Annotated in this window: 17 protein-coding genes and 1 tRNA gene; 11 read left to right on the top strand and 7 right to left on the bottom strand. The window is 65.2% G+C overall.

The annotated features are described in order from the left end of the window. Nucleotides 1-114: 114 nt before the first annotated feature. Nucleotides 115-351, top strand: coding sequence for a hypothetical protein (locus tag RKE25_RS19905; RefSeq protein WP_311839819.1), 237 nt, complete (start codon nucleotides 115-117; stop codon nucleotides 349-351). 61 nt (nucleotides 352-412) lie between these two features. Beyond that, nucleotides 413-955 (top strand): YrhB domain-containing protein, encoded by a 543-nt coding sequence (locus RKE25_RS19900; RefSeq protein ID WP_311839818.1) that lies wholly within the window; start codon nucleotides 413-415, stop codon nucleotides 953-955. 65 nt (nucleotides 956-1,020) lie between these two features. On the opposite strand, the gene RKE25_RS19895 is transcribed toward RKE25_RS19900, so the two are convergent. Beyond that, the gene (locus tag RKE25_RS19895; protein WP_311839817.1) at nucleotides 1,021-1,416 is read right to left on the bottom strand and encodes a RidA family protein; all 396 of its coding nucleotides are present in this window, start codon (nucleotides 1,414-1,416) and stop codon (nucleotides 1,021-1,023) included. 73 nt (nucleotides 1,417-1,489) lie between these two features. Next, entirely contained in the window at nucleotides 1,490-2,320 is an 831-nt protein-coding gene (locus tag RKE25_RS19890) for an AraC family transcriptional regulator (protein ID WP_311839816.1), read from the bottom strand. 167 nt (nucleotides 2,321-2,487) lie between these two features. Between RKE25_RS19890 and RKE25_RS19885 the strand changes: the two genes are divergently transcribed. Continuing rightward, complete coding sequence (locus tag RKE25_RS19885; protein WP_311839815.1) at nucleotides 2,488-2,997, top strand: hypothetical protein; 510 nt, start codon at nucleotides 2,488-2,490, stop codon at nucleotides 2,995-2,997. 156 nt (nucleotides 2,998-3,153) lie between these two features. Here RKE25_RS19885 and RKE25_RS19880 read toward each other — a convergent pair whose 3' ends face one another. Beyond that, a complete protein-coding gene (locus tag RKE25_RS19880; protein WP_311839814.1) occupies nucleotides 3,154-4,266 on the bottom strand; it encodes a hypothetical protein in 1,113 nt (370 codons plus the stop codon). A gap of 174 nt (nucleotides 4,267-4,440) precedes the next feature. Then, nucleotides 4,441-5,067, bottom strand: a complete 627-nt coding sequence (locus tag RKE25_RS19875; protein WP_311839813.1) for a hypothetical protein — start codon at nucleotides 5,065-5,067, stop codon at nucleotides 4,441-4,443. Between the two features lie 285 nt (nucleotides 5,068-5,352). Between RKE25_RS19875 and dusA the strand changes: the two genes are divergently transcribed. The 4 genes from dusA (at nucleotide 5,353) to RKE25_RS19855 (ending at nucleotide 8,769) form a co-directional block, all read left to right on the top strand. Further along, nucleotides 5,353-6,291 (top strand): tRNA dihydrouridine(20/20a) synthase DusA, encoded by a 939-nt coding sequence (gene dusA / locus RKE25_RS19870; RefSeq protein WP_311842445.1) that lies wholly within the window; start codon nucleotides 5,353-5,355, stop codon nucleotides 6,289-6,291. Between the two features lie 168 nt (nucleotides 6,292-6,459). Then, the gene (locus tag RKE25_RS19865; protein WP_311839812.1) at nucleotides 6,460-6,693 is read left to right on the top strand and encodes a hypothetical protein; all 234 of its coding nucleotides are present in this window, start codon (nucleotides 6,460-6,462) and stop codon (nucleotides 6,691-6,693) included. Further along, nucleotides 6,693-7,385: a response regulator transcription factor gene (locus RKE25_RS19860; RefSeq protein ID WP_311839811.1), complete on the top strand. Its 693-nt coding sequence runs from the start codon at nucleotides 6,693-6,695 to the stop codon at nucleotides 7,383-7,385. Before RKE25_RS19865 ends, RKE25_RS19860 begins: the two co-directional genes overlap by 1 nt. Then, the gene (locus RKE25_RS19855; protein WP_311839810.1) at nucleotides 7,351-8,769 is read left to right on the top strand and encodes an ATP-binding protein; all 1,419 of its coding nucleotides are present in this window, start codon (nucleotides 7,351-7,353) and stop codon (nucleotides 8,767-8,769) included. Before RKE25_RS19860 ends, RKE25_RS19855 begins: the two co-directional genes overlap by 35 nt. 49 nt (nucleotides 8,770-8,818) lie before the next feature. On the opposite strand, the gene RKE25_RS19850 is transcribed toward RKE25_RS19855, so the two are convergent. Further along, nucleotides 8,819-9,586, bottom strand: a complete 768-nt coding sequence (locus tag RKE25_RS19850; RefSeq protein WP_311839809.1) for a zinc-dependent peptidase — start codon at nucleotides 9,584-9,586, stop codon at nucleotides 8,819-8,821. A 7-nt stretch (nucleotides 9,587-9,593) separates the two neighbouring features. Further along, on the bottom strand, nucleotides 9,594-9,914 hold the full coding sequence (locus tag RKE25_RS19845) for a hypothetical protein (protein WP_311839808.1): 321 nt from the start codon (nucleotides 9,912-9,914) through the stop codon (nucleotides 9,594-9,596). Nucleotides 9,915-10,154: 240 nt separating this feature from the next. On the opposite strand from RKE25_RS19845, the gene RKE25_RS19840 reads away from it, so the two are divergent. The 4 genes from RKE25_RS19840 (at nucleotide 10,155) to RKE25_RS19825 (ending at nucleotide 12,794) form a co-directional block, all read left to right on the top strand. Continuing rightward, a complete protein-coding gene (locus RKE25_RS19840) occupies nucleotides 10,155-11,126 on the top strand; it encodes a biotin--[acetyl-CoA-carboxylase] ligase (protein ID WP_311839807.1) in 972 nt (323 codons plus the stop codon). Further along, nucleotides 11,123-11,881: a type III pantothenate kinase gene (locus RKE25_RS19835; protein ID WP_311839806.1), complete on the top strand. Its 759-nt coding sequence runs from the start codon at nucleotides 11,123-11,125 to the stop codon at nucleotides 11,879-11,881. The genes RKE25_RS19840 and RKE25_RS19835 overlap by 4 nt, the downstream gene beginning before the upstream one ends. A 39-nt stretch (nucleotides 11,882-11,920) precedes the next feature. After that, a complete protein-coding gene (locus tag RKE25_RS19830; protein ID WP_311839805.1) occupies nucleotides 11,921-12,661 on the top strand; it encodes an SPOR domain-containing protein in 741 nt (246 codons plus the stop codon). Nucleotides 12,662-12,718: 57 nt separating this feature from the next. Next, nucleotides 12,719-12,794: transfer RNA gene (locus tag RKE25_RS19825), tRNA-Thr, on the top strand. Nucleotides 12,795-12,850: 56 nt separating this feature from the next. On the opposite strand, the gene RKE25_RS19820 is transcribed toward RKE25_RS19825, so the two are convergent. Beyond that, on the bottom strand, nucleotides 12,851-13,282 hold the full coding sequence (locus RKE25_RS19820; protein ID WP_311839804.1) for a hypothetical protein: 432 nt from the start codon (nucleotides 13,280-13,282) through the stop codon (nucleotides 12,851-12,853). Nucleotides 13,283-13,706: the final 424 nt, after the last annotated feature.

Here is a 13,706-nt window from a genome sequence, read left to right as displayed (position 1 = left end):
TTAGAGTTCGCCGTCGATCCAAGGACTCATGAAGTATCAGGTCGATCCGAGGTAGATCAGTTGGCAATGTGACTGACCAGGGTTTCAAGCTGCAATCGAAGGAGTGGGTATCGCATGGACGAGGTATTTGATGCACTCATCAGGCGCGTTCACCAATGTGCTGAAGATGGTGCAGTGGTGACGGTGAAAATCGACGGTGAGCGGATGCTTGCCGGCGTTCCGGCGGTCTATACGGTGGTCATCTCTGGAGGGAGGCTGTCCCGGGATGACTTCTACCGACGTGATGGCCGGGACATTGCAGAACTCGTCCAAGGTGCGCTTGATTACTATCAGTCCGCGCGAAGTCGTTGAGCAGTTGCCGGGTCGGTGGTGACGTGGAAATACGAAGTCCGGACGAGTCTCGGGGCTAGTGATGCGAATCAGCAAAGAGCAAGCAGAAGCCATCTGCTATCGGGAAATCAATCAGCCAAGGTTGGATTGGCCAGATACACCCGAGCTGATAGTCGTGCGCTCGGATGAGCGCGAAAGAACCTGGGTTGTCTATTACCAATCCCGGTCGTGGGTTGAAACCGGTGACTTCTCCCAGGCGATCGCTGGCAGCGGGCCTTATGTGATCTCAAAAGCTACGGGAGAGTTTGTCATAGCTGGCACGGCAGCTCCGCTTTCCGATCGTTTGTTGGAGGCGGAGGACGTTCTGGCGGCGAAAAACGCGTTTTGGCTGGAAGATGCTTTTCGTGTGGCTCAGCAAGTGTTGGACGGCGATATGGATCCGAACTTCGGATGCTCGCTGATTGCGGAAATCAACCAGAAGGTTGGATACCGGTCTGAGCTGGACGTGTTCACGGCACTCGCTCATGACCAAAACGGCCATGAGCGCTTCGGCTTTACCGCGCAATCGTGCGTTGCGGAGATTTTGGACGCTTGCCACGACCTCTTGCGGTCGAATGCGACCTGAGTCCGGTGGCGGCGGCGATAGGCTTGATGCCTACCGTACCCTTGATCTCGCCCTCGATGATGCGGTCAATCAATCACCGCATAGGCATCCGCCTCGATCAGATAACCCGGCGACAGCGATGTCACGCCAAGCAATACGTCTGCGGGTTTGTGCTCGCCGAACAGCGTCTGCCGGGCTTCTTCAATGATGGGCAGGCATTCGTCGCGGTTGTAGTTGACGACGTAGATGGTGATCTTCGCGACCTGATCGGGCCTCGCGCCCGCGGCTGCCAGGGCGCGGCCGAGGTTGGCGAACACCTGGCGGGCCTGGGTTGCGAGGTCCCCGGGGCCGACGAGCTTGCCATCGATGTCTTCGGGTTCCTGGCCCGAGACGAACACCAGCTTGCTCCCCGTCGCTACGACGACCTGCGTGTATGTCTGCGGAGTCGGCAGGGTATTGGGGTTGATGCATTCAAGCGTCATGGGTCGCGTTTCCTTGCTGTGGGGACGGTGTGATGTAGCGTAGAACGTTACCGAGTTGGTGAGCGATCGTTTCTCAAGCCATCTCCGCCTGCGCGCGCTTCCAGGCTCGTGGCGACTGGCCGGTGTAAGCCGAGAACGCGCGCGACAACGCGGCTTCACTTCCATAGCCCACATCGGATGCCACCACCTTGATCGGCTTGCCGGCGAGCAGCGCCTGCTGCGCCAGCGTGATGCGCCATGCCTGCAGATACTGTCCTGGTGTTTGCCCCAGTACATCGCGAAACGTAGAAGCAAAGGCGCTGCGCGACATGCCCGCCGCCTTGGAAAGCTCTTCCAGCGTCCAAGGGTGCGCCGGCGCCTCGTGCATGGCGACGATGGCGTGGCGCAGGCGCGCGTGGCCCAGGCCGCTGAGCATGCCGCCGCGCACGTCGCCGGTTTCCATCAACTGGCGCAGGACCTGGATGATCAGCACTTCGAACAGGCGATTGACCAGCGCCATGCGGCCGCAGCGGTCGGCGAAGGCTTCTTCGAATAACACACTGAGTACCGGCGAGGCACCGAAGAGCTGGGCGAGCGGCAGGCAGGTCGCGTCCGGGAGACCCAGGCCGATGGGATTGCGCTCGCCGCCTTCGAACACGAGGTTGGCGCACGCCAGCTCCGCGCCCAGGATGGGGTCGGTTTCGAGGTGGTGGGAGACGGCCCGCGGGTAGAGCAGCAGGCTGGGTTCGGTGATTTCGAGCTTCGTGCCGCCGTAAGTCACGCGGAGCGGGCCGCGCCGTATGAGGTGCATCTGTCCCATGCCCGGCGCTGGTGTGAGGGTGCCGGCACCGCATACCAGGCCGGTATTGAAGACCTCCGCGCGGACGCTGAATCGGCTCAGCAGGACCTCCAGCCGATCGGTCATGGCGTACTCCTGATCAAGTTTTGGCGACTATACGTCACCTAAAGTCATCCGGGGGCGTGCAAAGTGTGCTCGCCGGCCTGGGCGTCGCTTCATCCGCCGCCGGGACCCTTCGAACGCTGCCTGCACGCGGGTAGGCCCCCTTTCCTCCATCCAAGGCGAACACTCTCATGGGCATTTCACCCATCGGTTGGCTTCACACGCTCGGCAGCCTGCCTGCCATCCCCTTCGCGATTTACATGCTGGTCAAGCACGGCCAGATCGCGCCTGAAACTACTGCAGGTCGCGCGTATTTCGTCTTCATGCTGCTCGGCGTACTCACCGTGTATCCGATCGCGCACCAGCCGGCTAGTTCGGTCATCGCGACGATCACGCTTGTGCTGTTGCTGGTGGGCTATGGCGCTTCCAGGCTGGCTCGGGCCAGCAGGGCGGTGAAATATGTCGAGACTATTTCGCTGAGCATTACGGTGTTCCTGCTGCTCGTCCCTTCGGTGAGCGAGACCTTGCGGAGGCTTCCCGTGGGGAATCCCATCGCGAAGGGCCTCAACGATCCCATTCTGCTTGGCGCGCAAGGCTTCCTCTTTCTTGCGCTGGTGATCGGCATCGCGCTGCAGGTGCGTGCGCTTTACAAGCGCCGTGTCGCGGTCTCGGCTTCAGCGTCCGTGGAGACTTCGGGCTGAGGTCGCAGCCCCGGCACAGCAAGTTGAAACGTCGTCGCTGTCGTCGCACGGATGAACGAAGGCCGGGCTGGTTCAGCAGCTCCGGCCTTTTGTCTGTCGTGCGGTGATCTTTAGTGCAGCGAGAAAGCAGGCTCCGCATTCGCGGGTGGGCTTAGTTCATTCGACTCGGCAGGCCACGAGTTCGCCGGGCTTGCTCTCGTCTAGCACGAGCGAATCCCAGTCCGCCCAATCGCCTTTGCCTGCGAACCAGATGCGTCCATCGCGATAAGCCAGTGGCCGGTACGTGGCGAGTCCGCGAACCGACAGTGGGGTTTCGACGCCGGAGTGCAGATCGACCAGCGAAGGCTTGCCTTTACGCGGGCCGCTCTTGAAGAACGGGAGCAGCAGCATGTGCTGTCCATCGGGCGAGAACAGGCCGTGACTGCTCTCGTCGATCTCGCGCAGGCACCGCGGGTCTGATCCATCGGAAGCCGTTTCGAGCGCCGAAGGATGCCGCATGCCCAGACGGCCGTAGTGCGTGTGGTTGCCCATGGTGAACACGCGCAGCCGATCGCCCAGCTGGACGGCATCGCCCAGGGTCGAGCCGGCATATTCGGGAACACCATTGATGCCCTCGGGATCGACGCGGTAGGGCACGATGGTCGGTCCGTCGGAGAGCGCGCGCTCGTCCCATCGGGCCGTACCGGCTTCCACGTCGACGTGGAGCGTGGCCAGGTAGGCCGGATAGTCGGGGCTCGCGTCGGGATGGCGGAAGATGACGGGTACCCGGTCGTTGCCGGTCACCCCTGCCCGCTCCGGGATGTAAGCGCGTTTGCCGGTGATGCAGGCTGCCAGCGGAAGCGGTGCGAGGGCGATTTCCGTAGGCGGCGCGTCGCCATAGGGGTCGAAGATCCATAGCCAACGGTCGGCGACCAGCAGCCCCACGCGCTCGCCTATCCGGAATGAATGCGGCGCGCCGAAGCTGGCGTGCTTGGTCGTATCGTCCTCGCGGCATTGGGCCATGCGCGCTCGCATCGCATCGGGGACTGCCAGGGGGCGTCGAAAGCCGCTTCCCGCATGGATGAGGGACGTCTCGAACTCGTCATTGGCATACGTCGTGAGGTGGACGACCGCCGTGCCGTCGGCGAGCGGATGAAGGCCTTTCAGATAACCGCGGTCGTCATCGGTCAGGGTTTGCGCTTCGAACAGCGGGAGGCGTAATGCGATGGAAGGTGTCATTCGCAAGATCTTTTCAGAAACGGAGCATGCCGATAAGGCGCCGGAAGTCACGAAGACGAGAGGGAAAGGGAGACATCGAGTCCGTTAGGGGAGGCAGGCTTGCGAGAGGGCTGCAGGCAGCGCGAAACGCCGGCCTCGCCAGGCGGCTGGATCATCGTTGATGCAGGCCGCCGCCCATCGACTTCCGGCTTTCGGTCGCCCTGATGATGGATTGGATCAGCCGTGTCAGCGGTTGCTCGAAAAGTCGAATGCCCACAGTCCGTTTTCACGTGTGAGATCGATATCGATGGTTTGTGCGCCGACCGGCACGGTGTAACGGGTCATATCGGAGAAGTCCCTGATCGAGTAGGTCTGGCCGGCCGTGGGTGGCTTAGCCATCGTGAAATACAAGTGGTTCAGATGCTCGAAGCTGACAGCCATATTCGTGTCTACACGCGGCATGGTGACTACCGGCCGGCCCGCAACTAACCAGTGGCAATCGAACTCCATGAACGGCGTTACCGTGTTTATGACGCCACATTGTTTAGGGGACAGCCTCTCCTGGGCTTCAGCCGGCGAGCTCAGGTGCAAGACCAAACGGCGCCCATCGATTAAAGCTGTTCGATACAGTTGGCCGGGTGCGATGGCGACGGTATTGGGGATGCGTGGCGTGCTCGGTTCGCTATCCGTGGGCGTCACATTCACCTGGATATCGTTTTCGTAGAGGAAGGCGTCGGCCGATCCTTCCGCTCCGGTCAGTACTCGCCACGCATGGATACGGCTGTTCCGCTGGGGAGATTCTGGCCTGATAAAAACGAGAACGGCCATTCCGTCCATATCGGCAACGTTGAAACGAACATTGAATTTGGTCATTGGCCTCCCCCTTTGAGGCGATCGCGGCAATCGGCCGGCCATCAGGCCGCCGGATTGAACACGGTATCAGTCTATCCATCGATGATTGGCTGGGTACCGTTGCGGGCATGGCTCGTGCCCGCATTGGCGGCTGAGTTCGAGGTCAGGAGCATTGCTTTCGGCCCGTAACGGACCTGGCACAAACGCGCCCGTCGATCACGTCGGGCACGCCATTTCGGTCGGCCGGGTACAATCCGCGGCATGTTCAAACCTCATCGCGAAGATTTCCGGCTTTCGGTCGCCCCCATGATGGACTGGACCGACCGTCACTGCCGGTACTTCCACCGTCTGCTCTCCCCCCATGCCCGCCTGTACACCGAGATGGTGACCAGTGCGGCGCTGGTGCGTGGGAAGCAGCTGCGCCTGCTGGAGCACAGCCAGCAGGAACATCCGGTAGCGCTGCAGCTGGGCGGGAGCGATCCGGCCGAGCTGGCGGAGGCGGCGCGGCATGGCGCGGAGGCGGGGTACGACGAAATCAACCTCAACGTGGGTTGCCCGTCCGATCGCGTGCAGTCGGGCAAGTTCGGCGCCTGCCTGATGCGCGAACCGGCGCTGGTGGGCGATTGCGTGAAGGCGATGCGCGATGCGGTGGACGTGCCGGTGACGGTGAAGTGCCGCATCGGCGTGGACGACCAGGACGACTACGCGGACCTGCAGCACTTCACCGAAACCATGATCGCCGCAGGCGTGGAGATCCTGGTGGTGCACGCGCGCAAGGCGTGGCTGCAGGGGCTGAGTCCGAAGGAGAACCGCGAGATTCCGCCGCTGGATTACGAGCGCGTGTATCGCCTCAAGCGGGAGTTTCCGCAGCTGGTGGTCGTCATCAACGGCGGCGTTACCACCGTGGAGCAGGTGCAGGCGCATCTGGCCCAGGTGGATGGCGTGATGCTCGGGCGCGCGGCGTACCACGACCCCTACATCCTGGCCCGCGTGGAGGCTGCCCTCTATGGCGAGCCGCTGCCGGAGCGCGACGATGTGCTGCGCCACATGCGGCCGTACATCGAGGCTGAATTGGCACGCGGCACGGGGCTCAAGCACATCACCCGCCACCTGCTCGGGCTCTACCAGGGCGAGCCGGGCGCACGGGGCTTCCGCCGGATGCTGAGCGAGGGGGCGCATCTGCCCGGGGCGGGCTGGGATCTGCTGGAACGGGCCATGGCGCCCGGGCGGGCTGTAGCGGCGTGACAGCCGGGGGCGATCGGGTCAGTATTCAGGCCCGGTTCCATAGTCTGAACGAGGATAGCCTCCGTTCCCCGGGGTTTTGTTGGCGAAATGAAGACAATCCTGCGTATATCGGCTCTTTTGTTGCTCCTGGCGACCGCCTCGGTGGCCGCGCAGGCGCAGGAGCCGTCCATGACGCTCGAGCAGGCGGTGAACCAGGTGCAGCAGGAGACCGGCGGCAAGGTGCTGTCGGCCAGCACTGTGCGGCGCGGCCGCAACGCGTTCGAGCACCGGATCAAGGTGCTTACCCCCTCCGGGCATGTGCGCGTGGTCACCGTGAACACGGAAGCGGGCAGGGCCCCGGCTTCCTCGGATTCCACCAAGAACCCTGCCGGCGACGGCGAGGGCATTAAGGAGAAACACTGATGCGCATCCTTTTGGTAGAGGACGAGGCGCCGCTGCGCGAAACCCTCGCCGCACGCCTGAAGCGCGATGGCTTCGCCGTCGACGCGGCACAGGACGGCGAAGAGGGTCTCTACCTCGGCCGCGAAGTGCCGTTCGACCTGGCGATCATCGATCTGGGCCTGCCCAAGATGTCCGGCATGGACCTGGTCAAGGCGCTGCGTGAGGTCGGCCAGCGTTATCCCATCCTGATCCTCACGGCGCGCGGCAGCTGGCAGGACAAGGTCGAGGGCCTGAAGCACGGCGCCGACGATTACCTGGTCAAGCCCTTCCACGTGGAAGAACTGCTGGCGCGCATCAACGCGCTGGTGCGCCGCGCCAGCGGCTGGTCCAAGCCGGTGCTGGCCTGTGGCCCGATCAAGCTGGATACCACCGCGCAGACCGTCTCGGTGGAAGGCAAGCTGGTGGACCTCACCAGCTATGAGTACAAGGTGCTGGAATACCTGATGCTGCATGCGGGTGAGCTGGTCTCGAAGGCCGACCTCACCGAGCACATCTACCAGCAGGATTTCGACCGCGACTCCAATGTGCTGGAGGTCTTCATCGGCCGTCTGCGCAGGAAGCTCGACCCGGAAGGCACCCTCAAGCCCATCGAGACGGTACGTGGACGCGGATACCGCTTTGCCATCCCCCGCAGCGAAAGCGAAGGCGAATGATCCCGACCCGCCGCGCCGCCCGTTCTCACTGGCGGCGCGCGCGGCCCTGGCCACCGGCTTCGTGCTGGCGGCCTTCCTGGGCGTCGTCGGCCTCACGCTTTCCCGCACCAGCGCCGAAACCGCGCTGAAGGAATTGCAGGACCGCCTGCAGAACTACTTTGTGGCGTATCTGGCCGGCACCGAAGTGGGGCGCTCCGGCAAGGTGCTGCTTCCCGATACGCCGCCCGATCCGCGTTTCTCCCAGCCGGGCTCCGGCCTGTACGCCATTGCGTTGGGCGAGAACGGCGTCGTGCTGAAGTCGCCTTCGGCGATCGGGCGCGATTTCGACTTCCTCAAGCCGCTGGAAACCGGGCAGGGCCAATTCGTCGGCCCGATCGACACGCGCATGGGGCGCCTCTATTACTACGCCTACGGCGCGGCGCTGGACACGTCCGAAAAGAAATCGGTGAAGGTCACCTTCATGGTGGCGCAGGCCGAGGACCAGCTCGAAGGCCAGAACGCGGTGTTCCGGCGCAGCCTGATCTTCTGGCTCGCCACGCTGGGCGTGATGCTGATCCTGCTGCAGTTGCTGCTGTTGCGCTGGAGCCTGACGCCGCTGCGCAGGGTGGCCAGCGACATGAGCCGCGTGGAACGCGGCGAGGCGGAGCACCTGGACAGCCGCTATCCGCTGGAGCTCACCGGCCTTACCGAACGCATCAACGCCTTCATCGACACCGAGCGCGAGCAGCGCACGCGTTACCGCAACACGCTGGCGGACCTGGCGCACAGCCTGAAGACGCCGCTGGCGGTGATCCGCTCGCGCCTGGAATCCACCGACGGCAGTCTTTCGCCGCTGCGCAACGACGTGCTGGACCAGGTGCGCCGCATGGATGAGCTGGTGGCCTACCAGCTGGCGCGCGCAGCGACCACGGGCCGGCAGATGTTCGCCTCCGCGATTCCGATCGCTGGCCATGCGGAAGATCTCGTGCAGAGCCTCGAAAAGGTCTACGCGGCGAAGAACGTGCTGTGCGAATTCGATATCGACGAAGGCGCCGCGTTCTACGGCGAGCAGGGCGACCTGCTGGAACTGATGGGCAACCTGCTGGAGAACGCCTTCAAGTGGGCTGGTCACCGCGTGCTGCTGGTGGTGAAGATGGAGCCGGTCGCCGGACGCCAGCGTCCGGGCCTGTGGATGAGCGTGGAAGACGACGGCCCGGGCATCGACGACGACAAGATCGAGAAGGTGCTCCAGCGCGGCGTGCGCGGCGACGAGCGCGTGCAAGGCCACGGCATCGGCCTGTCGATCGTCCAGGACATCATCAAGGCCTATCGCGGCGAGTTGACCGTGGATCGCTCGCCCGAATTCAACGGCGCGCGCTTCAGCGTGCGGTTGCCGCCCAGCTGATCCGGCATCGCCGTCTGTTTCGTGCGCCGGGTTTCAGCAAGGCGCGAGCTCAGTGGGGCGCGGGCGAAGGGCCGTAGTAGGCGTCAAGCAGCGCGGCCACCGCCGGATCGGCGCGGCGGAGCACGCCCGGCTGCGACCAGTGCATCTCGCTCACCACGGCGAAGAATTCGTCCGGGCCTTCGGCGGCGTAGGGATCGATCAACGTGTCGCGGTCGCGCGCCACGGCGTCCGACAGATGGTCGTAGGCACGCTGGAAGGCCACGATCCAGTCGCGCCGGCTGATGTCGTCCGGGAGCGGCGGCACGCCGTCGGGGGCGCCGTCGAGCATGTCGAACTTGTGCGCCATCTCGTGCACGACCACGTTGTAGCCATCCCATGGCTGTTCGAGGTCCAGCTGCACGTCGGCCAGGGACAGGATCAGGGGGCCGCGCTCCCAGGCTTCGCCGATGAGCACGTCGTCCGCCTCGCTCACCACGCCGCTGTGCTCGTCGTGGTGGCTGCGCCGCACCTTGAACTCGCCGGGGTAGACCAGGATTTCGCGCCAGCCGCGCAGGCCGCCCGCGCCTTGCTGCAGGGCCGGCAGGCAGGCCTGCATCGCGATCAGCAGGCGCAGCCGGTCGTCCAGCTCCGCGCCGGCCAGAGGGTGGAAGCGCTTGCGCGCGAGGAAGTGGCTGGCGAGGCGGCGCAGTTGCTGCTGGCGACCTTCATCGAGGCGGCGGGCCAGCGGACAGGCGGCCAGCGCACGGCGCCAAAGCGGGTCGGGAACCGTGGGCGGGTCGAAGCGCGACAGCCACTGTCGCCACCAGGGCCCCGCCACGAACGGCTTACTGGATGGAGCCCGGCAGCAGGGACTGCCAGCCGAGGCTGATGCGCCGACTGCGCTGCGAGCCGGAGGAGCCGCCGCCGTTACCGGGCGGGCAGTTCTCGCTGGAGGAGGAGCCGGAGGCGGGATTGCTGGTCGGGTTGCCGTCGCGCGGCACGCCGAGGACGTCGCCCCCGTTGCCGCTGACCTCGTGGTTGACGGCGCTGTCGACGCCGGCGCGCTGCATGGAGCCCAATTCCTGGGTATCGGCGTCCATGGCCGAAGCGGCACCGATGGCGCCGACGCCCAGAACACACGCGAACAGGAACTGCCTGATACCCATGGCGGCTCAACCCCTTGATCCGCAAACCAAGGTCCGGATCGTCTCAGAATTGTGAAAGGGATACTAGTGCCGAGCCCGGCACGGGCAGGGCGCGCCAGTCCCACAAGTACTAGTCGAGGCGGCCGGATGTCGGCTACTCGGCTTCCGGCGCAGGCTCTAAGATGCCCCGATGCATGCGATCGACCCATCCCCGACGAGGCCCGCCGCCCGCCGGCCCTCCCGCCTTGGCGGCCCGCACTGATGCAGGCGCAGCACCTGCTCGCCCTGCTGGCGCCGGGAGAACCGCTTTCCGGCGAACGCCTGGCCGAACAGGCCGGCGTGACGCGGGCGGCGATCTGGAAGCAGATCCAGGCGCTGCGTTCGCGCGGCGTGCCGATCGAGGCGCGCGGCGCCGCCGGCTACCGCCTGCCATGGCCTTTGCAGATGCTGGACGCCAAGCGCATCCGCGCCGCCGTGCCGGCCGCCTCGCGCAAGCGCCTGGGTGAGCTGGAGGTGCATTGGGAGCTGGATTCCACCTCCAGCGAGCTGCAGCGCCGCGGCTCGGGCGCGGCGGACCTGAGCGTGGTGATCGCGGAGACGCAGAGCGCCGGACGCGGGCGCCGCGGCCGCACCTGGCTTTCGCCGCCGGGTCTCAATCTCTATCTGTCCTGCCTCAAGCGCTTCGACGGCGGTTTCGCCGCGCTCTCCGGGCTGTCGCTGGCCGTCGGGGTGGTCCTGCTGCGCGCGCTGAAATCGCTGGGCATCGACGAGGCGGGCCTGAAATGGCCCAACGACGTGCTCGCCCGCGGCGGCAAGCTGGCCGGCATCCTGGTCGAGCTCAGCGGGGAATATCAGGGACCGTGCGCCGCGGTGATCGGCATCGGCCTCAACCTTCGCCTCACCGAGGCGTTGCGCGACCAAGCCGGCCAGCCAACCTGCGACCTGGCCACCCTCGCGCCGGGCGAGCTGCCCGACCGCAACCGGGTGGCGGCGGCGCTGATCACCGCCCTGGCCGAGGGGCTGACCCAGTTCGAACGCGAAGGCTTCGCCGGTTTCGTGGACGACTACGCGGCCCGCGATCTGCTCAAGGAGGTGCCGCTGCGCGTCCAGGGCGCGCAGGGCACGCTGGAAGGCCTCGGCGCCGGTGTGGACGAACGCGGTGCGCTGCTGGTGCAGGCCGCCGACGGCTTGCACCGGATCGATAGCGCGGACGTCTCGGTGCGTCGCGCATGAGGCTGTTGCTGGACTTGGGCAACACCCGCCTGAAGTGGGTCCTGCAAGATGACGCGGGCTGGCGCGAACGCGGCGCACTCGGCTGGGATAGCGACGTCGCCGGTGGTCTGCGCGACGCCTGGCGCGCACTCGCCACGCCGGACGACGTGCTCGGTGCTTCCGTGGTGGACGCCGCGCGCGAAGCCATCGTGGCCGAGGCAGTACAGGCCGGCTGGAAGCGCGACACTTATTGGGTGCGCACGCCAGCGGAAGCCTGCGGCGTACGCAATGCCTACGACCAACCGCAGCGTCTCGGGGTCGATCGTTTCCTCGCCATGGTGGCTGCGCACGCTGGCGGACATGGGCCCTGCGTGCTGGCGGGCGTGGGCACGGCGCTGACCCTGGATGCACTGGCTGCGGATGGCCGCCATCTCGGCGGGCTGATCGCGCCGGGGCCGCAGCTGATGCAGCAATCGCTGGTCGGCGCCACCGCGCGCGTGCGGCCGGAACGGCCGGGCGTGGTGCTGGATGCGGCGGCCAACACGGCCGATGCCGTGGCGTCCGGTTGCTGGCAGGCCGCCGCCGCGCTGATCGAGCGCTTCGCGCGGCGCATGGCGCCCGCGCTGGGCGGTTCGCCGGCCCTGCGGCTGGGCGGGGGCGATGCCCAGGCGTTGCTGTCGCTGCTCGAATATCCGGCAGAGCTGGCGGAGGACGGCGTGCTCCACGGTCTGGCCGTGTGGGCGAGTGCGCATCCGCCGTCCGTCCGCCCTCTCTAGAATGGCAGTTTGCCGCTTTCCCTCCGTCTAGGTCGTTGCATGGTTCTGCGCCTGTTGTTCGTTCTGCTGATCGCGCTCAACATCGCTGTCGGTGCATGGCTATGGTTGGGGCAGGACGACGCGCACGGCCGTAGCGCGAGTGACCCGGGGGTGCCGACGCTGCATTTGCTGTCCGAACGTCCGCCACCGCCGGCGAGCATCTCCGCGGCGGCCAGCGCGCCGGTTCCGCAGGCCGTGGCGTCGTTGACTGCCGCACCGGTCGCGACGGCGAGCGTGGCCAAGGCCCAGCCCGAGGCTCCCGCCCCTGCGCCTGCGCGTCCCAACAGCTACACCTGTATCTCGATCGGCCCCTTCGCCACGCCGGCGGACATGCATAGCGCGCGCGGCGCGCTGGCCTCGCAGGCTGCGCGCATGCGTTCTCGCCAGGAGCAGACCACCCAGACGCGCGGCTGGTGGGTCTACCTGCCCGCCAGCCCGAGCCGGGACCAGGCGCTGGCGCAGGCGCGGCGGTTGAGCGCGGCCAACATCGGCGACTACTTCGTGGTCGGCTCCGGTGGCCAGCCGAACACCATCTCGCTGGGCCTGTTCAAGGACCCGGCCAACGCCCGCAAGCGGCGCGACGAAGTGGCAGCCGCCGGCTTCCCCGCGCAGATGACCGAGCGCACCGAGACGGTGCCCGAATATTGGCTGGATCTCGCCGTGGCCGACGGCGCGCGCTTCGACTGGCGCAGCCGCCTGCGCAACGCCAGCGTGGGTTCGCACAGCACCGGATGCTTCTGATCGCGCGGCCCCGCGCCTGCAGGCGCGGGGGGCGACCTGCTAGACTTCGCGTCCTTCGCCGGCATAGCTCAGTTGGTAGAGCAACCGCCTTGTAAGCGGTAGGTCGTCTGTTCGAGTCAGACTGTCGGCACCAAGGAAATCAAAAGCCTGCGGAGACGCGGGCTTTTTTGTTGTTCGATAAGGCAACTGCTAGGCAACGGATTCGGGAATGAAGCCGCGATGGGAGTCGTAGGTAAGGGAGAGTTTTGCAGTTAGGACGCCCATCCAGCCCGAGCGCTTATCTCCCAGTACGAGGGACAAGGTATCGGAGTACGAGAATGCAAGCCAAGCGACCAAATCACCCTCGCGGAGGTCGGGAAGCTTACCCGCAGGGTCAATTGCGAACGCAGCGAACGGGCCATCGGCATCAGCCACTTGGACGAGGATGACTGGCTCCTCGCCCTCCTTGACCTTCAGAGTTCGGATGATGGCTACTAACGCCACTCTCTCCGCTACTCGATTATCGGTGTACTTGCACTCCGTGGCGAACGCTGAGTCAGCATCGCGGAAGCGAAGTGTGTCGGATGACTGACTTTGAGGCTGAGAATTTCCTCTTAGCTGTCGGGCAATCCAGTTAAGCACGGCCTATCCTCAGTTTGTGATCTATCTAGATGCCGTTGCGCTTACAAAACCCCATCAGCTTCTGGTGAGTAGATGTGTGTGGGGATTTATAGAAACCCCCGCTTATCGATTGGAAGAGGGGCGCAGGCACTTTCTGCCCGGTTCGAATGAAGCCGGACTTCACATCTATCTCAAGAGGTTCGGCGCGCAACACTTCTGCGTGTCTATAGGACACGTAAGAGTCGTGTCTTACAAAGTTCAATCCGCAGCCAGGTTGCAATACGCATGTTCTGTCAACGCGCGCGTACGCAGTGATGCTGCATAGGGGCACAAGTAGAACCGCGCCCTTTCCATAGACGATATCGTCTGCGGGGTCATTCATTACAAAGTGGAGGTGTTCCTTACCCTGATCGGTGAGGACATAGATCGTGCCCCTTTGAATGAC

This window comes from Dyella sp. BiH032, from assembly GCF_031954525.1.
GTDB lineage: Bacteria > Pseudomonadota > Gammaproteobacteria > Xanthomonadales > Rhodanobacteraceae > Dyella_D.
This window is presented reverse-complemented; position numbering and strand designations above follow the sequence as displayed.

What these genes read in the sequence shown, in the direction of transcription:
- RKE25_RS19905 (WP_311839819.1), top strand. Translation starts at nt 115, where the DNA reads ATGGACGAGGTATTTGATGCACTCATCAGGCGCGTTCACCAATGTGCT.
- RKE25_RS19900 (WP_311839818.1), top strand. Translation starts at nt 413, where the DNA reads ATGCGAATCAGCAAAGAGCAAGCAGAAGCCATCTGCTATCGGGAAATC.
- RKE25_RS19895 (WP_311839817.1), bottom strand. Translation starts at nt 1,416, where the DNA reads ATGACGCTTGAATGCATCAACCCCAATACCCTGCCGACTCCGCAGACA.
- RKE25_RS19890 (WP_311839816.1), bottom strand. Translation starts at nt 2,320, where the DNA reads ATGACCGATCGGCTGGAGGTCCTGCTGAGCCGATTCAGCGTCCGCGCG.
- RKE25_RS19885 (WP_311839815.1), top strand. Translation starts at nt 2,488, where the DNA reads ATGGGCATTTCACCCATCGGTTGGCTTCACACGCTCGGCAGCCTGCCT.
- RKE25_RS19875 (WP_311839813.1), bottom strand. Translation starts at nt 5,067, where the DNA reads ATGACCAAATTCAATGTTCGTTTCAACGTTGCCGATATGGACGGAATG.
- dusA (WP_311842445.1), top strand. Translation starts at nt 5,353, where the DNA reads ATGATGGACTGGACCGACCGTCACTGCCGGTACTTCCACCGTCTGCTC.
- RKE25_RS19865 (WP_311839812.1), top strand. Translation starts at nt 6,460, where the DNA reads ATGACGCTCGAGCAGGCGGTGAACCAGGTGCAGCAGGAGACCGGCGGC.
- RKE25_RS19860 (WP_311839811.1), top strand. Translation starts at nt 6,693, where the DNA reads ATGCGCATCCTTTTGGTAGAGGACGAGGCGCCGCTGCGCGAAACCCTC.
- RKE25_RS19845 (WP_311839808.1), bottom strand. Translation starts at nt 9,914, where the DNA reads ATGGGTATCAGGCAGTTCCTGTTCGCGTGTGTTCTGGGCGTCGGCGCC.
- RKE25_RS19840 (WP_311839807.1), top strand. Translation starts at nt 10,155, where the DNA reads ATGCAGGCGCAGCACCTGCTCGCCCTGCTGGCGCCGGGAGAACCGCTT.
- RKE25_RS19835 (WP_311839806.1), top strand. Translation starts at nt 11,123, where the DNA reads ATGAGGCTGTTGCTGGACTTGGGCAACACCCGCCTGAAGTGGGTCCTG.
- RKE25_RS19830 (WP_311839805.1), top strand. Translation starts at nt 11,921, where the DNA reads ATGGTTCTGCGCCTGTTGTTCGTTCTGCTGATCGCGCTCAACATCGCT.